Origin of the sequence: Nonomuraea jabiensis (assembly GCF_014204795.1) — a bacterium.
In the GTDB taxonomy this organism is placed as follows: Bacteria; Actinomycetota; Actinomycetes; order Streptosporangiales; family Streptosporangiaceae; genus Nonomuraea; species Nonomuraea jabiensis.
The window spans coordinates 6,128,521-6,145,552 of sequence record NZ_JACHMB010000001.1 but is presented as its reverse complement, the minus strand read 5'-3'; the positions used below and the strand labels follow the sequence as shown (position 1 = coordinate 6,145,552).

Annotated in this window: 11 protein-coding genes; 7 read left to right on the top strand and 4 right to left on the bottom strand. The window is 69.3% G+C overall.

Features of this window, described 5'->3' with window-relative positions:
• Nucleotides 1–300 precede the first annotated feature (300 nt).
• The 4 genes from HD596_RS28260 to HD596_RS28245 form a co-directional block, all read right to left on the bottom strand.
• A complete protein-coding gene (locus HD596_RS28260) occupies nt 301–1,176 on the bottom strand; it encodes a nucleoside hydrolase (RefSeq protein ID WP_185072338.1) in 876 nt (291 codons plus the stop codon).
• A gap of 31 nt (nt 1,177–1,207) precedes the next feature.
• A complete protein-coding gene (locus HD596_RS28255) occupies nt 1,208–2,026 on the bottom strand; it encodes a carbohydrate ABC transporter permease (RefSeq protein WP_185072337.1) in 819 nt (272 codons plus the stop codon).
• Between the two features lie 3 nt (nt 2,027–2,029).
• Nucleotides 2,030–2,875, bottom strand: a complete 846-nt coding sequence (locus HD596_RS28250; RefSeq protein ID WP_313044863.1) for a carbohydrate ABC transporter permease — start codon at nt 2,873–2,875, stop codon at nt 2,030–2,032.
• A 230-nt stretch (nt 2,876–3,105) separates the two neighbouring features.
• Complete coding sequence (locus HD596_RS28245; protein WP_185072335.1) at nt 3,106–4,383, bottom strand: ABC transporter substrate-binding protein; 1,278 nt, start codon at nt 4,381–4,383, stop codon at nt 3,106–3,108.
• Nucleotides 4,384–5,134: 751 nt separating this feature from the next.
• On the opposite strand from HD596_RS28245, the gene HD596_RS28240 reads away from it, so the two are divergent.
• The 7 genes from HD596_RS28240 (at nt 5,135) to HD596_RS28210 (ending at nt 17,031) form a co-directional block, all read left to right on the top strand.
• Nucleotides 5,135–6,442, top strand: a complete 1,308-nt coding sequence (locus tag HD596_RS28240; RefSeq protein ID WP_185072334.1) for a pectinesterase family protein — start codon at nt 5,135–5,137, stop codon at nt 6,440–6,442.
• A gap of 660 nt (nt 6,443–7,102) precedes the next feature.
• Complete coding sequence (locus HD596_RS28235; protein ID WP_185072333.1) at nt 7,103–8,425, top strand: hypothetical protein; 1,323 nt, start codon at nt 7,103–7,105, stop codon at nt 8,423–8,425.
• Nucleotides 8,426–8,519: 94 nt separating this feature from the next.
• Nucleotides 8,520–9,005: a hypothetical protein gene (locus HD596_RS28230; protein ID WP_221519550.1), complete on the top strand. Its 486-nt coding sequence runs from the start codon at nt 8,520–8,522 to the stop codon at nt 9,003–9,005.
• A 781-nt stretch (nt 9,006–9,786) separates the two neighbouring features.
• Nucleotides 9,787–10,812, top strand: coding sequence for a sugar-binding transcriptional regulator (locus HD596_RS28225; protein WP_313044857.1), 1,026 nt, complete (start codon nt 9,787–9,789; stop codon nt 10,810–10,812).
• A 959-nt stretch (nt 10,813–11,771) separates the two neighbouring features.
• On the top strand, nt 11,772–14,024 hold the full coding sequence (locus tag HD596_RS64945) for an Ig-like domain-containing protein (RefSeq protein WP_185072331.1): 2,253 nt from the start codon (nt 11,772–11,774) through the stop codon (nt 14,022–14,024).
• Nucleotides 14,025–14,055: 31 nt separating this feature from the next.
• Nucleotides 14,056–16,023, top strand: a complete 1,968-nt coding sequence (locus HD596_RS28215; RefSeq protein ID WP_185072330.1) for an ABC transporter substrate-binding protein — start codon at nt 14,056–14,058, stop codon at nt 16,021–16,023.
• Between the two features lie 9 nt (nt 16,024–16,032).
• Nucleotides 16,033–17,031: an ABC transporter permease gene (locus HD596_RS28210; RefSeq protein WP_185072329.1), complete on the top strand. Its 999-nt coding sequence runs from the start codon at nt 16,033–16,035 to the stop codon at nt 17,029–17,031.
• The last annotated feature ends 1 nt before the right edge of the window (nt 17,032 follow it).

The following is a 17,032-nucleotide window of genomic DNA, read 5'->3' as shown; positions in this document are numbered from 1 at the left end:
CACGACGCAGGATGACGCGGTCCATCGCTCGACGCGACGAGGCGTAGTCTCCGTGAAGCGCTCGAGAGGACCCCAGACCGGCGCTGACCTGCTGACCGGCTTGCTGATGCCGGCCATCATGGTGGGGACGGAGCTGTTGCCTGGCTGCGCTTCTTGGCCGGCTGGAACCCGGTGAGTGCGCTCAGGCGGGTGCACATCCCCAAGCCGGCTGGTGCACGTCCGCGTCGCCGGTCATTCCGGCGCACCGGCGGCGGTCTCCACCGGGTGTGGATCCCGCTCACCTCGGGCGCTCGGTGGAGGTCACGTCTTCGCGGCGGCCACGATCCGGCGGACGATCTCCCGGGTGATGGGCTCCGGCGAGCCCGAGACGGTGACCCGGGTCCGGCCGCCCCCGGGCACGAACGTGCTGGAGCCGTCCTCCCCCACTTCCACCCGCCCCTCCGGGCTGAAGGCGAACAGGTCCGGCACCAGCATGCTCAGCACCGTGATGGGGTCGTGCGGGCTGTTCCACTCCTCGTTCCAGAACCGCCACCACTGCTCGATCTCCGCCTTCAGCGCCTCCCCCAGCGCCCCGGCGCCCGCGATGGCGGCCACGTCGGCGGCGTCCATCCGGACCGTGGTGGTGATCTCCAGGCCGGTCACCGTGATCGGCGCCCCCGAGCCGAAGACGACGGCCGCCGCCTCCGGGTCGCAGCGCAGGTTGTGCTCCGGCTCGGGGCCGTCGAAGCGACCACCCATGATCCACAGATGCCGGACGTCCCGGGCGAACGACGGCGACGCCGTCAGGGCGTTGGCGAGGTTGGTGAGGGGGCCGACCGCCACGACGTCCACCTGGCCGGGCGCGCGGCTGACCTGCTCCACCAGGTACGCCGCCGCGTCCCCGGAGTCGACCGCCTCGGTCTCCAGGTCGGTGAAGAGCCTGCCCTCGTGGCCCGCCCACCAGACGGGCCGGTCCGTCAGGGTCTTGGCCGCTCCCGGGATGACGGCCAGGGACCGGTTCGCGAGCCGTACCAGCCGCTTGGCCAGGCGCGCCCGCAGCAACGTGTCACCGTAGACGGTCGTGCAGCCGACCAGGTCCACCTCCGGCGAGCCGAGCAGGACGGCGAGCGCCAGCGCGTCGTCCACGTCGGAGCCGATGTCGGTGTCGAAGATGACGCGCATGGTCGAAGAACTCATGGAGACCCTTCTCGGAGCTTGTTCTCGGAGGTTATTTGAGACCCGTGGTGGCGATGGACTGCGTGAAGTGACGCTGGAAGCGCAGGATGATCAGCAGCGGGATGACCGTCAGCACGATCGAGCCCGCGAACAGTTGCCCGTAGTCGATGGTGAACTGGCCGCGCATGTTCGCCAAGGCGATCGGGCCGAGCTGGTGCGCGGCGTCGGTGCCGATGAGCAGCGGCCAGACGTACGACTGCCACTGGAAGATGAACAGCGTCAGGCCCGCGCTCACCAGGGCGGGTCGCGAGAGCGGCAGGTAGATCCTGGCGAACACGCCGAACCAGCCGAGCCCGTCGATGCGCGCCGCCTCCACCAGGTCCTTGGGGATGGCCAGGAAGAACTGGCGCAGCAGGAAGATGGCCAGGCCGTGGCCCAGGCCCGGGAGGATGAGCCCGGCGTAGGTGTTCGTCAGGTCCCAGTCGCGGAACAGCGTGGCGAGCGGGATCGCGATCGCGTCGAAGGGGATGAGGAAGCTGAGCACCACGATCGCGAACAGCGCCCCCTGGCCCCTGAACCGCACCGCCGACAGCCCGAACGCGGCCGCCGCCGAGATCAGCAGGCCCACGGCCACGGTGACCAGCGCCACGAGCAGGGAGTTGAGTATCGCGCGGCCGAAATCGCCGGTGACCAGGCTCGCGTAGTTGCCGAGGGTGGGATCGGCCGGCACGAGCGTCTCCCACGACAGCCGCGAGATGTGCCGGAAGATCTCCGAGCCGCCGCGCAACGAGCTGGACAGGGCCCAGAGCAGGGGCAGCGCGAAGGCCAGGCCGATGATGGTGCCCAGCAGGGCGTACAGACGTCTGGACACGGTTCAGTCCCTCCCCCGCAGCAGCCGGAACTGCACGATCACCACGGCCAGGACGAGCAGGACCAGCAGCATCACCTCGGCCTGGGCGAGGTTCAGGTCACCCACGGAGTAGGCGCGGGTGAAGATGTCGAACATGGTGACGTTGGTGGAGCCCTGGGGGCCGCCGTTGGTCAGCATCTGTACGGGGGCGAAGACGAGGAAGTTCGAGACCGTGTCCGCCACCAGCACGAACGCGAGTGGCCTGCGCAGCAGCGGCAGCGTGACGTGCCAGAAGCGCGCCCAGGCCGACGCCCCGTCGATCGCGGCGGCCTCGTACAGGGAGGTGGGGATGTCCTGGAGTCCGGCGATGAGGAACATCATCCAGTAGCCGACGCCGATCCACGACAGCAGCACGATCAGCGACCACAGGGCCTGGCCCGGCGAGGTGAGGAACGGCTGCGGCGGGATGCCCAGCACGCTCAGCACCGAGTTGAGCAGGCCGTCCGGCCGGTACGCGACGCTCCAGATGGCCGCCGAGACCGCCGGAGGCACCGCGATCGGCAGGATCACCAGCACCCGCAGGAACCGGACGCCCGCGAAGCGGCGGGTGAACAGGACCGCGAGGGCGAGGGCGGCGGCGATCTGCAGCGGGTTGACGATCAGGCTGAACACGAGCGTGACGCGGACGCTCTGGAGGAACGTCGGGTCGGCGAAGAGGGTGGCGTAGTTGCCCAGGCCGACGAAGGCGGTCTCGCCGGTGACCAGGCTGGTGTGGCTCAGGCTGCTGGCGAACGCCATGACGGCCGGGATCAGGCGCAGGACGAGGAGCGCGAGCAGGGCGGGCGCCAGGAACGCCAGCGACACCAGCACCGGCCGGCCGACGACCCGACCGCTCCGCTTACCTCGGGACGACGAGCGCCCGCCCGACGCGCTTCCAGAGGATGGGCGCCGGTCCGACCCGCCTCCTGACGAGAAACGCCCACCTGACGCGCCCGGCACGCCTCCAAAGGACGGGCGCCCACCCGACGCGCCCGACACGCCCCCAGACGACGGGTGCCCATCCGGCATGCCCGACACACCCGACACACCCGGCATGCCCGTCATCGCAGCTGGGCCCAGGCCGTCTTGATCTCCTGCGTGGCCTGTTCGAGCCGGGTCCTGGCATCGGCGCCGTTCCGGATGTCGGCGAACGCCTTGGTCATGATGTCCTCGAACTGGATGTACCCCACCGACCTGGGCCGCGCGACCGCCGTGTGGTCGGCGTCGTACGTGAGGATCTCACCGACCCCCTTGCTCTTGTCACCGCCCAGCGCGTCGAGGGTGGGGACGTACTTCTCGAAGGCGGCCCGGTTCGAGGGGATGATCGTGGTGGCCTTGGTGGTCAGCAGGTTGCCCTCGGGGTCGAGGGAGGCGTACTCGAGGAACTTGCGCGCGAGCTGCTGGTTCTCCGAGGCCGGGTTGATGCCCCAGGACCACGAGCCGGTCGGCGTCACCTGCTTGCCGCCCTTGAAGTAGGGGTACGGCGCCACACCCCAGTCGAGGTCCTTGGCCGCCGAGAAGACGCCCACATCCCACGGGCCGCCCGCGAAGAAGGCCACCTTGCCCTCGCTGAACAGCGGGGAGGTCTGGAACGAGCCGACCCCGCGCGGTGCCAGCTTGTTCGCGAACAGGTCGCGGTACCAGGTCATCGCCTTCACCCAGCCGTCAGTGGTCAGGTCGGGCGTCAGCATGTCCGGCCCGGTGATCCCGGAGCCGCCGCCGAGCGACTCGGCCAGGCTCTGCAGCTGGTAGTACTGCTCGATCTGCTCGGGGATGAACGCCCACTGCGCGCCGCCCTCGGCCTGGGCCTTCTTGCCCGCCTCGATCGTCTGCTCCCACGTCCAGCGCTTGGCGGGGTCGCTCGGCGGCGGGGTGATCCCGGCCTTCTTCAGCAGGGTCTTGTTGTAGAAGAGGAACTGGTCGGAGGTCCAGATGGGGACGGACCAGAGCTTGCCGTTGTGCTCGTTGACCTCGTACTGGGCGGGCAGGGCCGCCTGCTTGACGCGGTCCTTCCAGTCGCTCAGGTCGACCAGGAACCCCCGGGTGGCCAGCGCCGCGACGCGTGGCTGGTCGACGGTGTAGACGTCGATCGTTTCGTCCTTGGCGGCCAGCCGCTGCTGCAGCGTGCTGTTGAGCTGGTCGAAGGGGATCTGCGTGTACGCGACCTTCACGCCGGGGTTCTTGGCCTGGAACCCGTCGATGACCGGCTGGAACGTCTTGGGCTCCTCGGGCCCGGTGAACCGCAGCGTCTTCGACGCCGAATCTCCTCCACCCCCGCCGGATCCGCACCCGGCCGCCAGCACGGCCAGGAGGCTCACCAGGGCCAGGCTCTTCTTCATGGCTTCTCTCCTTCAGCCTTCCGGCCGCTGACCAGGCCAAGCGCCGACTCTACACGTGTCACATCCACGATGGCCGCCAAGCATGCCACGAACCCCCACGAACCGACAAGACCTCCCACCCTTGACCGATCTTGTCGAGACGTCTACATATATATTCAAAGCCAACTATCCATTCGCTCCTTGAGAGGTGAATGTGAAGGCCCCGATCACCGCGCTCCTCACCACAGCGCTCGCCTTATCCCCCACGCCTCCACAACCCTTCACCTCCCCAGGAACGACCCCCCTAGCCAGCACCAACGCGAACACAGCACCCCGTGCGGCAGCAGCTTCAGGCACCGCCGAAACGCCCTCGACCACCACCAAGCCAGTAGCCGCCATCAGGACCGCATTCGTCAGCAACACCTCAGCCACCACCGACGGGACGACAACGACCAGCAGAGCCGCAGCCGAGGTCGGGGCGGCGAGCATGACAGAGGAGGCAGAGACCCTCGGAGACCGGGACGTGGCCAGCGGGCCGGAAACCCTCGGAGACCAGGGCGTAGCCAGTGGGCCGGAAACCACCGGAGACCAGGACGCGGCCAACGGGCCGGAAACCCCCAGAGACCAGGACACGGCCAACGGGCCGGAAACCCCCAGAGACCAGGACACGGCCAACGGGCCGAAAACCCCCGAGAGCCCAGAAGTAGCCGATGGGACGGGGGTGCGGTTCTCCGTGCCGGGGCGGGCGAGGGGGACTTGCGTCGACGCCCCGTTGAAGATCAGCTTCCCGGCGCCCCCGACACTGGGCTCCTCTGGCGCGATCGAAGTACACCGGGCCGCCGACGGCGCGCTGGTCGATCGGATCGAAGCCGCCATAGCCAGAACCGACAAGAAGAACATCGGCGCCGCCGTCTCCGACACGGGCCTGCCGCACGACTTCTCGTACGAATCAATCATGATCGACGGCAACACGGCCAACGTCTACCTGCACCGGCAGCTCGAGTACGGGCAGGAGTACTACGTCACCATCGACCCCGAGGTGTTCACGGGATTCGGCGGGATGCAAGAGGCCAGAAAATGGAACTTCAAAACCAGGAACCGAGCACTTCAAAAGCGCCACCTCTCAGTTTCCGCATCCGGAACCGGCGACTTCTGCACGGTGCAGGGCGCCATCGACGCCGTGCCGACCGGCAATAAGTCGCCCGTGACGATCGACGTCCGGCCGGGCATCTACACCGAGATCGTCTACGTACGCGAGGATCGGCCGCACATCACCGTGCGCGGGGCGGGCGCGGGCCGTACCGTGATCCAGTACGCCAACAACGACCTGCGCAACGGCGACGCGGCGCTGCGCCAGGGCGGCCCCGCCGACGTGTGCCCGCGCCGCGTGCTGGAGACCTCGGACCTGCACAACTGCTGGCGGGCCATGTTCGGGGTGGACGCGGCGGACTTCCGCATTCAGAACCTCACACTTCACAACACGACCCCCGACGGCGGCTCGCAGGCGGAAGCGTTCCGGGGCAACAACGACCGGATCGCCCTCGAACGCGTGGACCTGCGCAGCCACCAGGACACCCTGCGCCTGCAGGGCAAGGGGTTCGTCACCGGCAGCCGGATCAGCGGCGACACCGACTTCGTGTGGGGCACCGGCACGGTGTTCATCCAGGACTCGGTGCTGGAGTCGACGGACGCCGGCTACATCTCGCAGAGCCGTAACGACGCGACCCGGCCGGGCGCGGTGTTCGTCCGCACCAAGCTGACGCGCGCCCCCGGCGTACCGGACGGCTCGGTGGTGCTGAGCCGCAGCGCGGTGTGGCGGTTCACGCACAGCCAGGCGGTGTTCATCGACACCAAGATGGACGGCCACATCGCCCCTGTCGGCTGGGCCATCGACCCGAACGACTGCGCGCAGGCACAGACGCTCTCCTTCTGGGAGTACGGCAGCACCGACCTCACCACCGGCCGCGCCATCGACACCGCACAACGGCTGCCCTGCTCCCGCCAGCTGACGACCACCGAGGCGGAGAAGTGGAGCGACCCGTCGTTCGTCCTGGGCGGCTGGAATCCCCAGCCACGCTGAGCCCGATGCCGGCACCCATCCGACCACCGACAGGCCGATGCGCCCCTGGCCACCGGACGAGGGCGCTACGGCTCCGACGGCCGAGCCAGAACCGGTGCGCCCCGGCCACCGAACCAGGAGCGGCGTCCCTCCACAGCCACCGAACCGGAGAGATGCGCCCCCGGCAACCAATCCAGGGACGGTCCGCCTCCCGGCCACCGGAGCGGAGCGATACACCCTCCAGCCACCGGGCCAAGACGGTGCACCTCCGGCCACCGAGCCAGGACGGCGCGACTCCCAGCGACCGGGTCGGGGAACGGAGCGCCCCCCGACCACCGAACCAAGGCAGCACATCTCGGCCACCAGACCGAGGCGATACGGCTCCGGCAACCGAGCCAGGGCAACGCGTCCCCCCGCCACGAGCCAGGGCGGTACCACTCCCAGCGACCGGGTCGGGGAACGGAGCGCCCCCCGACCACCGAACCAAGGCAGCACATCTCGGCCACCAGACCGAGGCGATACGGCTCCGGCGGCCGAGCCAGGGCAACGCGTCCCCCCGCCACGAGCCAGGGCAGCACGCCTCTCCGCCACGAGCCAGGGCAGCGCGCATCCCGGGGCTGGGCTGGTGTGGTGGGTGGGTCCGGAGATCACGGGTTTGACCTAGTGGAAGGAATGGATGAGATGGACAAGTCGGCGAGTAGGCGTGCTCTGCTGGGCGGGGTGCTGGGTGGCGTCGGGGCGGCCGTCGTCGCGGGGCCGGCCGAGTCGGTGAGCCGTACCGGTGCGGAGGCCAGGGTTGTGGGTCCCGCCGGGAGCGGGAGCGCCGCCGGGGCGAGGGGTGCCGCCGGAGTTGCAGGTGCGGCGGAGAACGGTGGGGTGGATGAGGGGGTGCGTGGGGGGAAGGGGGCGCCGCGGCCGGTGGCGCCGGTCAATCAGGAGGTGGCGACCAGGTTCGGGCCCGAGTACAAGACGCTGCCGGCCGCCGTCGCAGGTGTCGACATCGAGCCGCTGATCGGGATCGCGTCGGCCGCCGACATCGCCGCCAGGCGCAAGGGCATGATCGACTACATCTGGAAGGGCGCGGGTCAGCCGAAGACGCTTCCCACCGTCGAGACCGATATGTCGGCTCCTGACTTCGCCTCGCTGACGGGTGTTCGCCGGATCGACCGGCTGACGGTCCCGCTGCGGTACCAGGTTTCGGCCAAGGTGTACGACATCGTCCCGCGCCGCGCGTGGAACCGGCGTCTCGCGCTCTATCACAACGGTCACGGCGAGCCGTTCGACACCATGCTCCGCACCGTCCAGGCCCTGCTGGACCGCGGTTATCGGGTGATGGCGTACGCGATGCCGTTCCAGCACTGGAACCAGCAGCAGATCGCCGACCCCAAGGACCCGGCGAAGCTGCTGCCGAACCCCTCCCACCGCGAGCTCCCGCCCTGGGAGAGCGCCGAGTTCTCCGCCCTCACCTTCTTCCTGGAACCGCTCACGGTCACCCTCAACTACGCGAAGGCCACGTACCGGCCGGTCTCCGTCGAAATGATCGGCCTGTCGGGCGGGGGCTGGACGACGACGGTGTTCGCGGCGTTGGACCCGCGCGTCACCCGCAGCTATCCCACGGCCGGGTCGCTGCCGTTCTTCCTGCGTCCCGCCTCGCCCAAGCCGCGCCCCACGACCGGCGACTGGGAGCAGACCAAGGAGGCGCTGCCCGGCTTCTACGCCGCCGCCTCCGACGACTTCCTCGACATGTACGTGCTGGCGTCCGTCGGGCCGGGGCGCGGGCAGGTGCAGATCCTCAACCGGTTCGACGAGTGCTGCTTCAACGGGGTCGGGCACCGCGTCTACCAGGCTCCGGTACGCGATCGGGTGGCGCTGCTCGCCGGCGGGCGGTCCGACCAGGGGCGGTGGGAGCTCCTGGAGGACGCCACGCACGACGACCACACCATCTCGCCGTTCGCGCTGTCCGTGATTCTCTGGGACCTTGACGCCACAAATGTCACAATATAATATCGGAATATAGATTCGCTCTTGAATGTATATTCCAGCCGATGGAAGGGTGTGCATGGCGGGCCATACCTTTTCCCAACGGCACAGAGCGATCGTGAACATCGACGCCAAAAGCGAGGCGGACGATCAATTCGCCATCGTGCACTCCCTGCTCTCACCGAGCCTTGATATTCGCGGGCTGATCGCCGCGCCTTTCGGCAATCGCCGCACCCAGTCGAGCCTGGAGGAAAGCCGCGCCGGCGCCGACGTACCGGATGACGGAGGTCGGATACGCCGAACTCGACGCGAGGTGGCGCTGTACGGAGAGATCGGCGAGTATCTCGTGCGCCGGCTCGTCGAGTGGAACGAGCGGCACAGCGGGTCGATCGAGTTCCGCGCGCTCGGGGACTCCCCCGCGATCGGGCTGACGCTCCCCCCCGACTGCGGGACGTGGGTGGAGCGCGCCGGCCGTGAACTTCCGCCACGACGGGGCGTACGACTTCTCCCTCGAAATCGGGCGATCCGTACGTACGACTCGACCGACGCGCGGTTCATCTTCGAGGACGTTTTCGCGAAGTCACAGGCCTTCGCCCGGCGTTAAGCGCGATGGCGGGGGGAGGAGGGTGCGATGTGGGCTCGCTGACGTTGGGGGGGCAGGGGCCTGGGACTGGGCCGGATCCTAGGCCGGAGCTGGAGTGGGGCGAGCGGGCACCTCGCTGGGGGCTGCGGATCGGGCGGGGCTCTCCCGGTTCGCGACCCTGGGGTGGAGGGGTGGGCTGCATACCGTGCCGGCGTCGATCGGCGGCCTCAGCGCGGCGCCGACCAGGTCAAACGGGCCCCGGGCCGGTGGCGCTGGGCCGACGACGTCGAGCCGGCGGCGGGCCGGTGATGCTGGAGCGGCCACGTCGAACAGGCGGCGGGCCGGTGATGCTGGAGCGGCCACGTCGAACAGGCGGCGGGCCGATGGTGCTGGAGCTGCCACCTCTAACGGGCCCTCGGACGGTGCCGGACCGGCGACGGCGAGCTCGGCGCGGGGCGACGGCGCCCGGCCGACGACGTCGAACGAGCCCTCCGACGGTGCCAGGCCAGTCTGGGCGGCCTGGGTGGGGCGACGGTGCTGGGACGGCTGCGGGAACCGGTCCGCAGGGTGACGTGCTGGGGCGGTTGTGGGGTGGTCGAGGGATGGAGCTGGCGGGTTTGGTGGGGCCGGGGTCGGTGTGCGGTTCCCCCGGGCCTTGGGCTGGGGGCGGGGTGTGGTGTGCTGCGTACCTGGGCCATCGTGGTGCGGGCGTCGTGGCGGGTTAGCAGAATGGCGCGAGCGGTGGCCCGGGCTCGCCGCCGGACCAGCATGAGCGGTGAAGCCGAAGCGGAGGCCGGCGATCGTGGGAGCTGACAGTCAGCAGTTCGAGAAGGGCCGCTCCGGCGGCGAGCCCATGAGGTTCGGCGGTCGCCGGCTCGGCCAGGAGTCGGAGCGCATGCGGCTCCTGGTGCGGGTCGCCCGCCTCTATCACGAGCACGGGGTGCGCCAGCCGCAGATCGCGGCGCAGCTGCGCATCTCGCAGCCGCGGGTGTCGCGGCTGCTCAAGGAGGCCGCGGAGATCGGCATCGTACGCACGGTGGTCGTGGTGCCCAGCGGCGTGCACGCGTTGCTGGAGGAGGACCTCGAGCGCAAGTACGGCGTGGAGCAGATCATCGTCGTGGACGCCACCGGTGACAACCACGACGTGGTGGCCGCGCTGGGCTCGGCCGGCGCCACGTATTTGGACGCCACCCTGATCGGCGGCGAGCACCTGGGCATCTCGTCCTGGAGCGCCAGCCTGCTGGCCACGGTGGAGGCCATGCAGCGCCGTCCGGTGCAGGTTGCGGAGGAGGTCGTCCAGCTCATCGGCGGGGTGGGCAAGGGGTCCGCGCAGGTCCAGGCCACCCGCCTGGCCGCCCATCTGGCCGACCTCACGGGCGCCGAGCCCGTCTTCCTGCCCGCGCCCGGCCTGGTCGGGTCCGCGGCCGCCCGGCAGGCGCTTTCGGACGATCAGGTCGTACGGCAGGTCGTGGAGGCCTGGTCGCGGCTGACCACGGTGCTGGTGGGGATCGGGAGTCTGGATCCGTCGCCGCTGCTGCGTGACAGCGGCAACGCCATCTCGGAGGAGGACTTCGAGACGTTGCGGGAGTTGGGGGCGGTGGGGGACGTGTGCCTGCGTTTCTTCGACGAGGAGGGACGGTTGATCGCCTCGCCGCTCGAGGAGCGCATCCTTGGTATCTCGGCGGCTGATCTGCTCCGGGTGCCGCGGCGGATCGCCATCGCGGGGGGCCGCCGGAAGGCGGCGGCCATTCGGGCGGCGCTTCGCGGGGGTTGGGTGAACACGCTCATCACGGATGTGGGTGTGGCTGAGCAGCTTCTTAAGGATTGATCTCCGAAGGGCTGATCTTCGCCTGGTCAGGGCGAGCTCGCTGGGGCGGCCTCGCTTGGGCCCAGCTGGGCGCGGGAGGCATGGGGACGCTTCGGCTGGGCGCCGTGCGCCGTGCGCCGAGCCGCGCCCGCGTGCCGGAGGGGTGCCGGGCTTGCGTGCCGAAGGGGGCCGGGCCTGGGCAGCTGGGGTTGTCGGCCTTGCGCTGCAGGTCGCGGGGGCTGGGCGGCGGAGGTCGCGGGGCCTGGGTGGCGGAGGTCGCCGGGCTTGGGTGCAGGAGGTTGCCGGGCTTAGGTGGCGGGGCGGCGATCCCGCATGGCGGAGGGCGTCGGGCTCCTAAGGCGGGAGGGCGGGGCTGGGGTGCCGAACGCCGCCGTCGGGCTCGGGTGACCGGATGCCGTCGGGCTCGGGCAGCCGGACGCCGCCGCCGGACTTGAGGGCCGGACGCCTTCCTGCTCGTAGGGCGGGGCGGGCTGATGGTGCCGTGAGGTGGCGGGGATTCCGGTGGCGGGATGGGCTGATGGTGGCATGAGGTGCACGGGAGCGGACCGAAGACGGCCTGAGTGGGCTGAGGCGGGCGGGGTGGGCTGATGGTGGCCTGGGGAGTGGGTGGTGGGTGGGGGCTTTGGGTGGGTGGGTGGGTGGGGGCTTTGGGTGGGTGGGTGGGTGGGGGCTTTGGGTGGGTGGGTGGGGTTGACGGGGGGTCTGGCGGGTTGGAAAGCGCTCTTGACAGTCACAACGGTGTCGTTCACGATGTGATGAATCCACTCCATTCATGGCTGAATAAAAATTCTCACTTAGCGACAGCATGGTCCGGAGTCGTGCCGAAAGACGGCACAGCCCTGTCTATTCAGGGCAGAAAGAGAGCGTTTCGCATGAGCGAGGCCGAAGGCTTCGATCGCCAGCAATCCGCATTCAGTCGCCGGGATTTCGTGCGGTCCGCGGCGTTGGTTCCGCCCGCCGTGGCATGGGCGGACACCTCTGGCATGGCGGCGGCCGGGCCGAGCCCCACGCCCAGCCCGAGCCCCACCGTCGCGCCGAAGGTGAAGGCGAAGGGGGTGCCCGCCTTCCCCGGCGCCGAGGGGGCCGGGATGTACACCACCGGCGGCCGGGGTGGCGCCCTCTACGAGGTGACCACCCTCGACGACGACGGCCCCGGGTCGTTACGTGAGGCGGTGGCGAAGTCCGACGGGACGGTGGTCTTCCGGGTCTCCGGGAACATCAGGATCAAGGGCGGCCTCGACATCACCGGCTCGAACCTCACCATCGCCGGTCAGACCGCCCCCGGCCACGGCATCACCGTCATCGGCAACGAGACGCAGATCAAGGGCAGCAACATCATCCTGCGCCATCTGCGCTTCCGCGGCGGCGACGAGCTCGGCACCGCCATCGACACCTTCGGCGCCCGTGGCGTGCGCGACATCATCATCGACCACTGCTCCTTCAGCTGGGGCGTGGACGAGTGCTTCTCCGTCTACGGCAACACCAACGTGACCGTCCAGTGGTGCATCATCTCCGAGGGCCTGGTGAACTCGGTGCACCCCAAGGGCAGGCACGGCATGGGCGGCCTGTGGGGCGGCGACACCATCACCTACCACCACAACCTGCTCATCCACGAGAACGGCCGCAACCCGCGCTTCAGTTTCACCGAGGGCATGAGCCTGGTGGTGGACCACCGCAACAACGTGATCTACAACCCCGGGATCACGTCCTGCTACGGCGGCGAGTGGGCCAACGGCATCAACATCGTCGGCAACTACTACAAGCCCGGCCCCAACACGCTGGCCCCGATCGCCAGGACGATCGTGGCCCCCGGCCGGTTCGGCGAGTGGCACGTCAGCGGCAACACCGTCGAGGGCCACGCCGACATCACGGCCGACAACACGCGCGGCATCAGCTACCCGACCGGTGGCATCACGCTGCGGCCCAGGCCGGTGGAGTTCGAGAACGGCATCACGGAGCAGTCCGCGGAGCAGGCGTTCGCAACGGTCCTGGAGCAGGCCGGAGCCATCCTGCCGCGGCGGGACGCCATCGACGCCAGGCTGATCAACGAGGCGCGCACCGGCACGGGGCGCCACATCAACTCCCAGAAGGACGTGGGCGGCTGGCTGCCGTCGCCGCCCGAGGTGCCCGCGCCCGCCGACAGCGACCACGACGGCATGCCGGACGAGTGGGAGACCGCCCAGGGGCTGAACCCGCAGAGCGCCGACGACGCACAGACGGTGGACGGCAGCGGGTACACGAACCTGGAGCGCTACCTGAACTCCATCCAGCGAGCCGGGGCCCGCAACCCCGAGGTGGCGATCGTCTCCCCCAAGACCGACCAGGTGTTCGCGGCGGCCACGGACCAGCAGTCCATCGTCGTCCAGGCCGACGCCAAGGCCCTCGACGGCGCGTCCATCGCCAGGGTCGAGTTCTTCCACGGCGACAAGAAGATCGGCGAGGCGACCGCGGCGCCGTACCAGGCGACCTGGGCGGACGCGACCGACGGCACCTACTCCCTGACGGCCCGCGCCACCGACAGCACCGGGTCGGCGACCACCTCGTCACTGGTGCCGATCCACGTCACCCGCACCATGACCCACAAGCCATGGACGGCGAAGGACATCGGCGAGGTGGCCATCCCCGGGAGCACGGCGCTGAAGGACGGCGTGTTCACGCTGAAGGGGTCCGGGAAGATCGCCGGTTGGAAGGACTCCTTCCACTTCGCCTACCAGGCCGTCGGGTTCAGCCAGCGGGGCGAGGTCATCGAGATCACCGCGCGGGTGGACGGCATCAGCACGGCGCACGTCGACGCCGTCGCGGGCATCATGGTGCGCCAGGACCTCGCGCCGAACTCGCCGTTCATGATGGCCGGCATCGGTCTGTCCGCGAGCGGCGACGACGGCGCCGGCATGCGCGCCAAGGCCATCAGGGTCGCCTCGAACGGCAACCAGCCCAGCGTCGGCATCTGGCCGGCCGCCGGCGAGGACCCGCTGAACCCGAAGAAGCCGTACTGGCTGCGCCTGGTCTGCCGGAGCCTGCCGGCCGGGGACAACGAGTTCGAGGCCTTCCTGTCGTCCAACTCGCTGAACTGGGACCGCATCGGCTACGAGCGCATCGCGATGCGGACCGGCCGGTTCTACATCGGCCTCGCCGTCGACGGGAACCAGGAGGCGAACGCGGTCCACGCCTACACCACGGCCAGGTTCAGCCTGGTGAAGGTCAATCGTTAGAACGGAGCACCCCCATATGACTCACCACCCGTTGACGAGGAGGAACCTCCTCCGCGGCGGCGGTCTCCTCCTGCTGACGACCGCCTCCGGCTGCAGCTTCTTCGACACCAGCCCCGACACGGGCGGCGCCGCCCAGGCCGCCGACATGTCCGCCAAGGAGTCCCCGGCGCTCGCGCAGCTGGTCAAGAGCGGCAAGCTGCCGCCGCTGGAGCAGCGCCTGCCGAAGAACCCCCTCGTCGTCACGCCGCTGAAGGAGCCGGGCACGTACGGCGGCACCTGGGCCTCGGCCATCGTCGGCGACGACGACATCGACTGGCTGATCAACACCCTCGGGTACGAGCCGCTGGTCAGGCTCAAGCCCGGCACGAACGGCCAGAAGGGCCTCGACGACATCGTGGCCAACGTGGCGGAGTTCGAGGTCAAGGACGGGGGCCGGGAATACGTCTTCCGCCTGCGCGAGGGCCTCAAGTGGTCGGACGGCCAGCCGTGCACCGCCGACGACCTGCTGTTCGCCTTCGAGGACGTGGCCACGTACCACGACCTGCACACCACCGGCATCTACGACCTCTTCCTGGAGAACGGCAGCACCACCGAGCGGGTGAAGGTCGAGAAGGTGGACGACCGGACCGTCCGCTACGTCTACAAGGAGCCAAAGGCGGGGCTGCTGTACCAGATCGCGGTCGCGACGTTCGAGCGGCCCGGTTTGAGCGGGGTCCTGCTGCCCAAGCACTACCTCAAGCAGTTCCACAAGAAGTACAACCCGGACGCCGACCAGCTCGCCAAGGACCAGCAGCTCGAGGACTGGACGCAGCTGTTCATGCTGAAGCAGGACCCGTGGCACAACGCCGACCAGCCCACGCTGCACGCCTGGAAGGTGACCAACCCGATCGGCAAGGGCACGGCGCTGGTGGCCGAGCGCAACCCGTACTACTGGAAGGTCGACCAGCAGGGGCGCCAGCTCCCCTACATCGACCGCTACCGGGCGGAGGTGCTGGGCGACGTCCAGGTCGAGCTGCTGAAGATCATGAACGGCGAGATCGGCATGCAGCTGCGCAACTTCAACACGCCGGAGAACAAGCCGCTGGTCTCCCAGAACGCCGCCAAGGGCAAGTACCGGCTGTTCGACGTGCCGAGCCGGCTCAGCAACACGATGATCATCCAGTTCAACCAGACCATCGCGGACGAGGGCCTGCGCAAGCTGTTCCAGGACAAGGACTTCAGGATCGGGCTGTCGTACGCGATCAACCGCAAGGAGATCATCGACGGCGTGTACGCGGGCCAGGGCGAGCCGTGGCAGGCCGCCCCGTCCAGGCGGAACGTGGTCTACGACGAGGCGTTCGCCAAGCAGTACACCGAGTTCGACGCGGCGAAGGCGAACGAGCACCTCGACAAGGCCGGGCTGACCGAGAAGGACGCCGACGGCAAGCGCCTGGGCCCCGACGGCAAGCCGCTGGTCGTCACGGTCATGGCCAGCACCGAGTTCCCGCACCACACCGAGGCGCTGGAGTTCGTGAAGAAGGGCTGGGAGGCGGTCGGGGTCGGGCTGCGGGTGGACCCGGTCGCGGGGACGCTGTTCACCGAGCGCACGATGGCGAACCAGCCGCAGGCCGCCACGTACACCTGCAGCGACTTCGACGTCATCACGGGCAGCGGCGGCGACCACTACTACGTGCCGAGCAACTCCGGCAGCGCCCGCTACGCCATCCGCTGGGCGCAGTGGTACGGCAGCAAGGGCAAGGCGGGCGACGAGCCGCCGAAGGAGGTGCGCGACCAGCTGGAGGCGTTCACCAGGATGCGCACCGAGCCCGACACCACCAAGGCGATCGAGTCCGCCAGAAAGGTGGTCGAGATCGCGGCGCGGCAGTTCTACGCGATCGGGATCAGCACGTACCCGGAGGAGTACGGCATCGTGTCGAACAGCTTCAAGAACGTGCCCGACTCGATGGCCAACGCGCTCACCACGCCCGGGCCGACCCAGCCCGAGCAGTACTCCCTCTGAGGGGCCGACGTGCTGGGCTACTTCGGCCGCCGCCTGGTCTACGTGGTGGTGACGCTCTGGGCGATCTCGATCGTCACGTTCGTCATCATCAACCTGCCGCCCGGCGACTACGTCTCGACGCTCGTGGCCAACGCGCAGGCGGGCGGCGAGGGCCTCACCCCGGCGGAGATCGCCAACCTCAGGCACCGGTACGGCCTCGACGACCCGCTCCTGGTGCAGTACTGGCGCTGGATCACGGCGATCCTGCTGCACGGCGATTTTGGTCAATCGTTTGCCTGGAACCAGGCGGTCTCCACGCTCATCGGCGAGCGGGTCGCGCTGTCGGCGGTGCTGTCGATCAGCTCGCTGCTCATGGTCTGGGCGATCGCGTTCCCGATCGGCATCTACAGCGCGGTCAAGCAGTACTCGTGGGGCGACTACGGCTTCTCGTTCCTGGGGTTCATCGGCATGGCGGTGCCGGAGTTCATGCTGGCGCTGATCCTCATGTACGTCGGCTTCCGCTTCTTCGGCCAGAGCGTCGGGGGCCTGTTCTCCCCCGAGTTCCAGGACGCCGCCTGGAACCTGGGCAAGGTCCTCGACCTGCTCGGCCACCTGTGGGTGCCGATCGTGGTGATCGGCGTGTCGGGCACCGCCGGCATGATCCGGGTGACCCGGGCGAACCTGCTGGACGAGCTCTACCGCCCGTACGTGCACACGGCCAGGGCCAAGGGCCTGCCGGAGTGGAAGCTGCTGCTGAAGTACCCGGTGCGGATGTCGCTCAGCCCGTTCTTCAGCACGGTCGGCTGGCTGCTGCCCGGCCTGATCGGCGGGGAGACGATCGTGTCGGTGGTCATGAGCCTGCCGACCGGCGGCCCGCTGCTGCTCAACGGCGTCATGAACCAGGACATGTACCTGGTCGGCAGCTTCATCATGATCCTCAGCACGCTGACCGTGATCGGAACCGTGGTGAGCGACCTGGCGCTGGCGTGGTGGGACCCGCGAATCCGCAAACGGTACAAGAGAGAGTAGC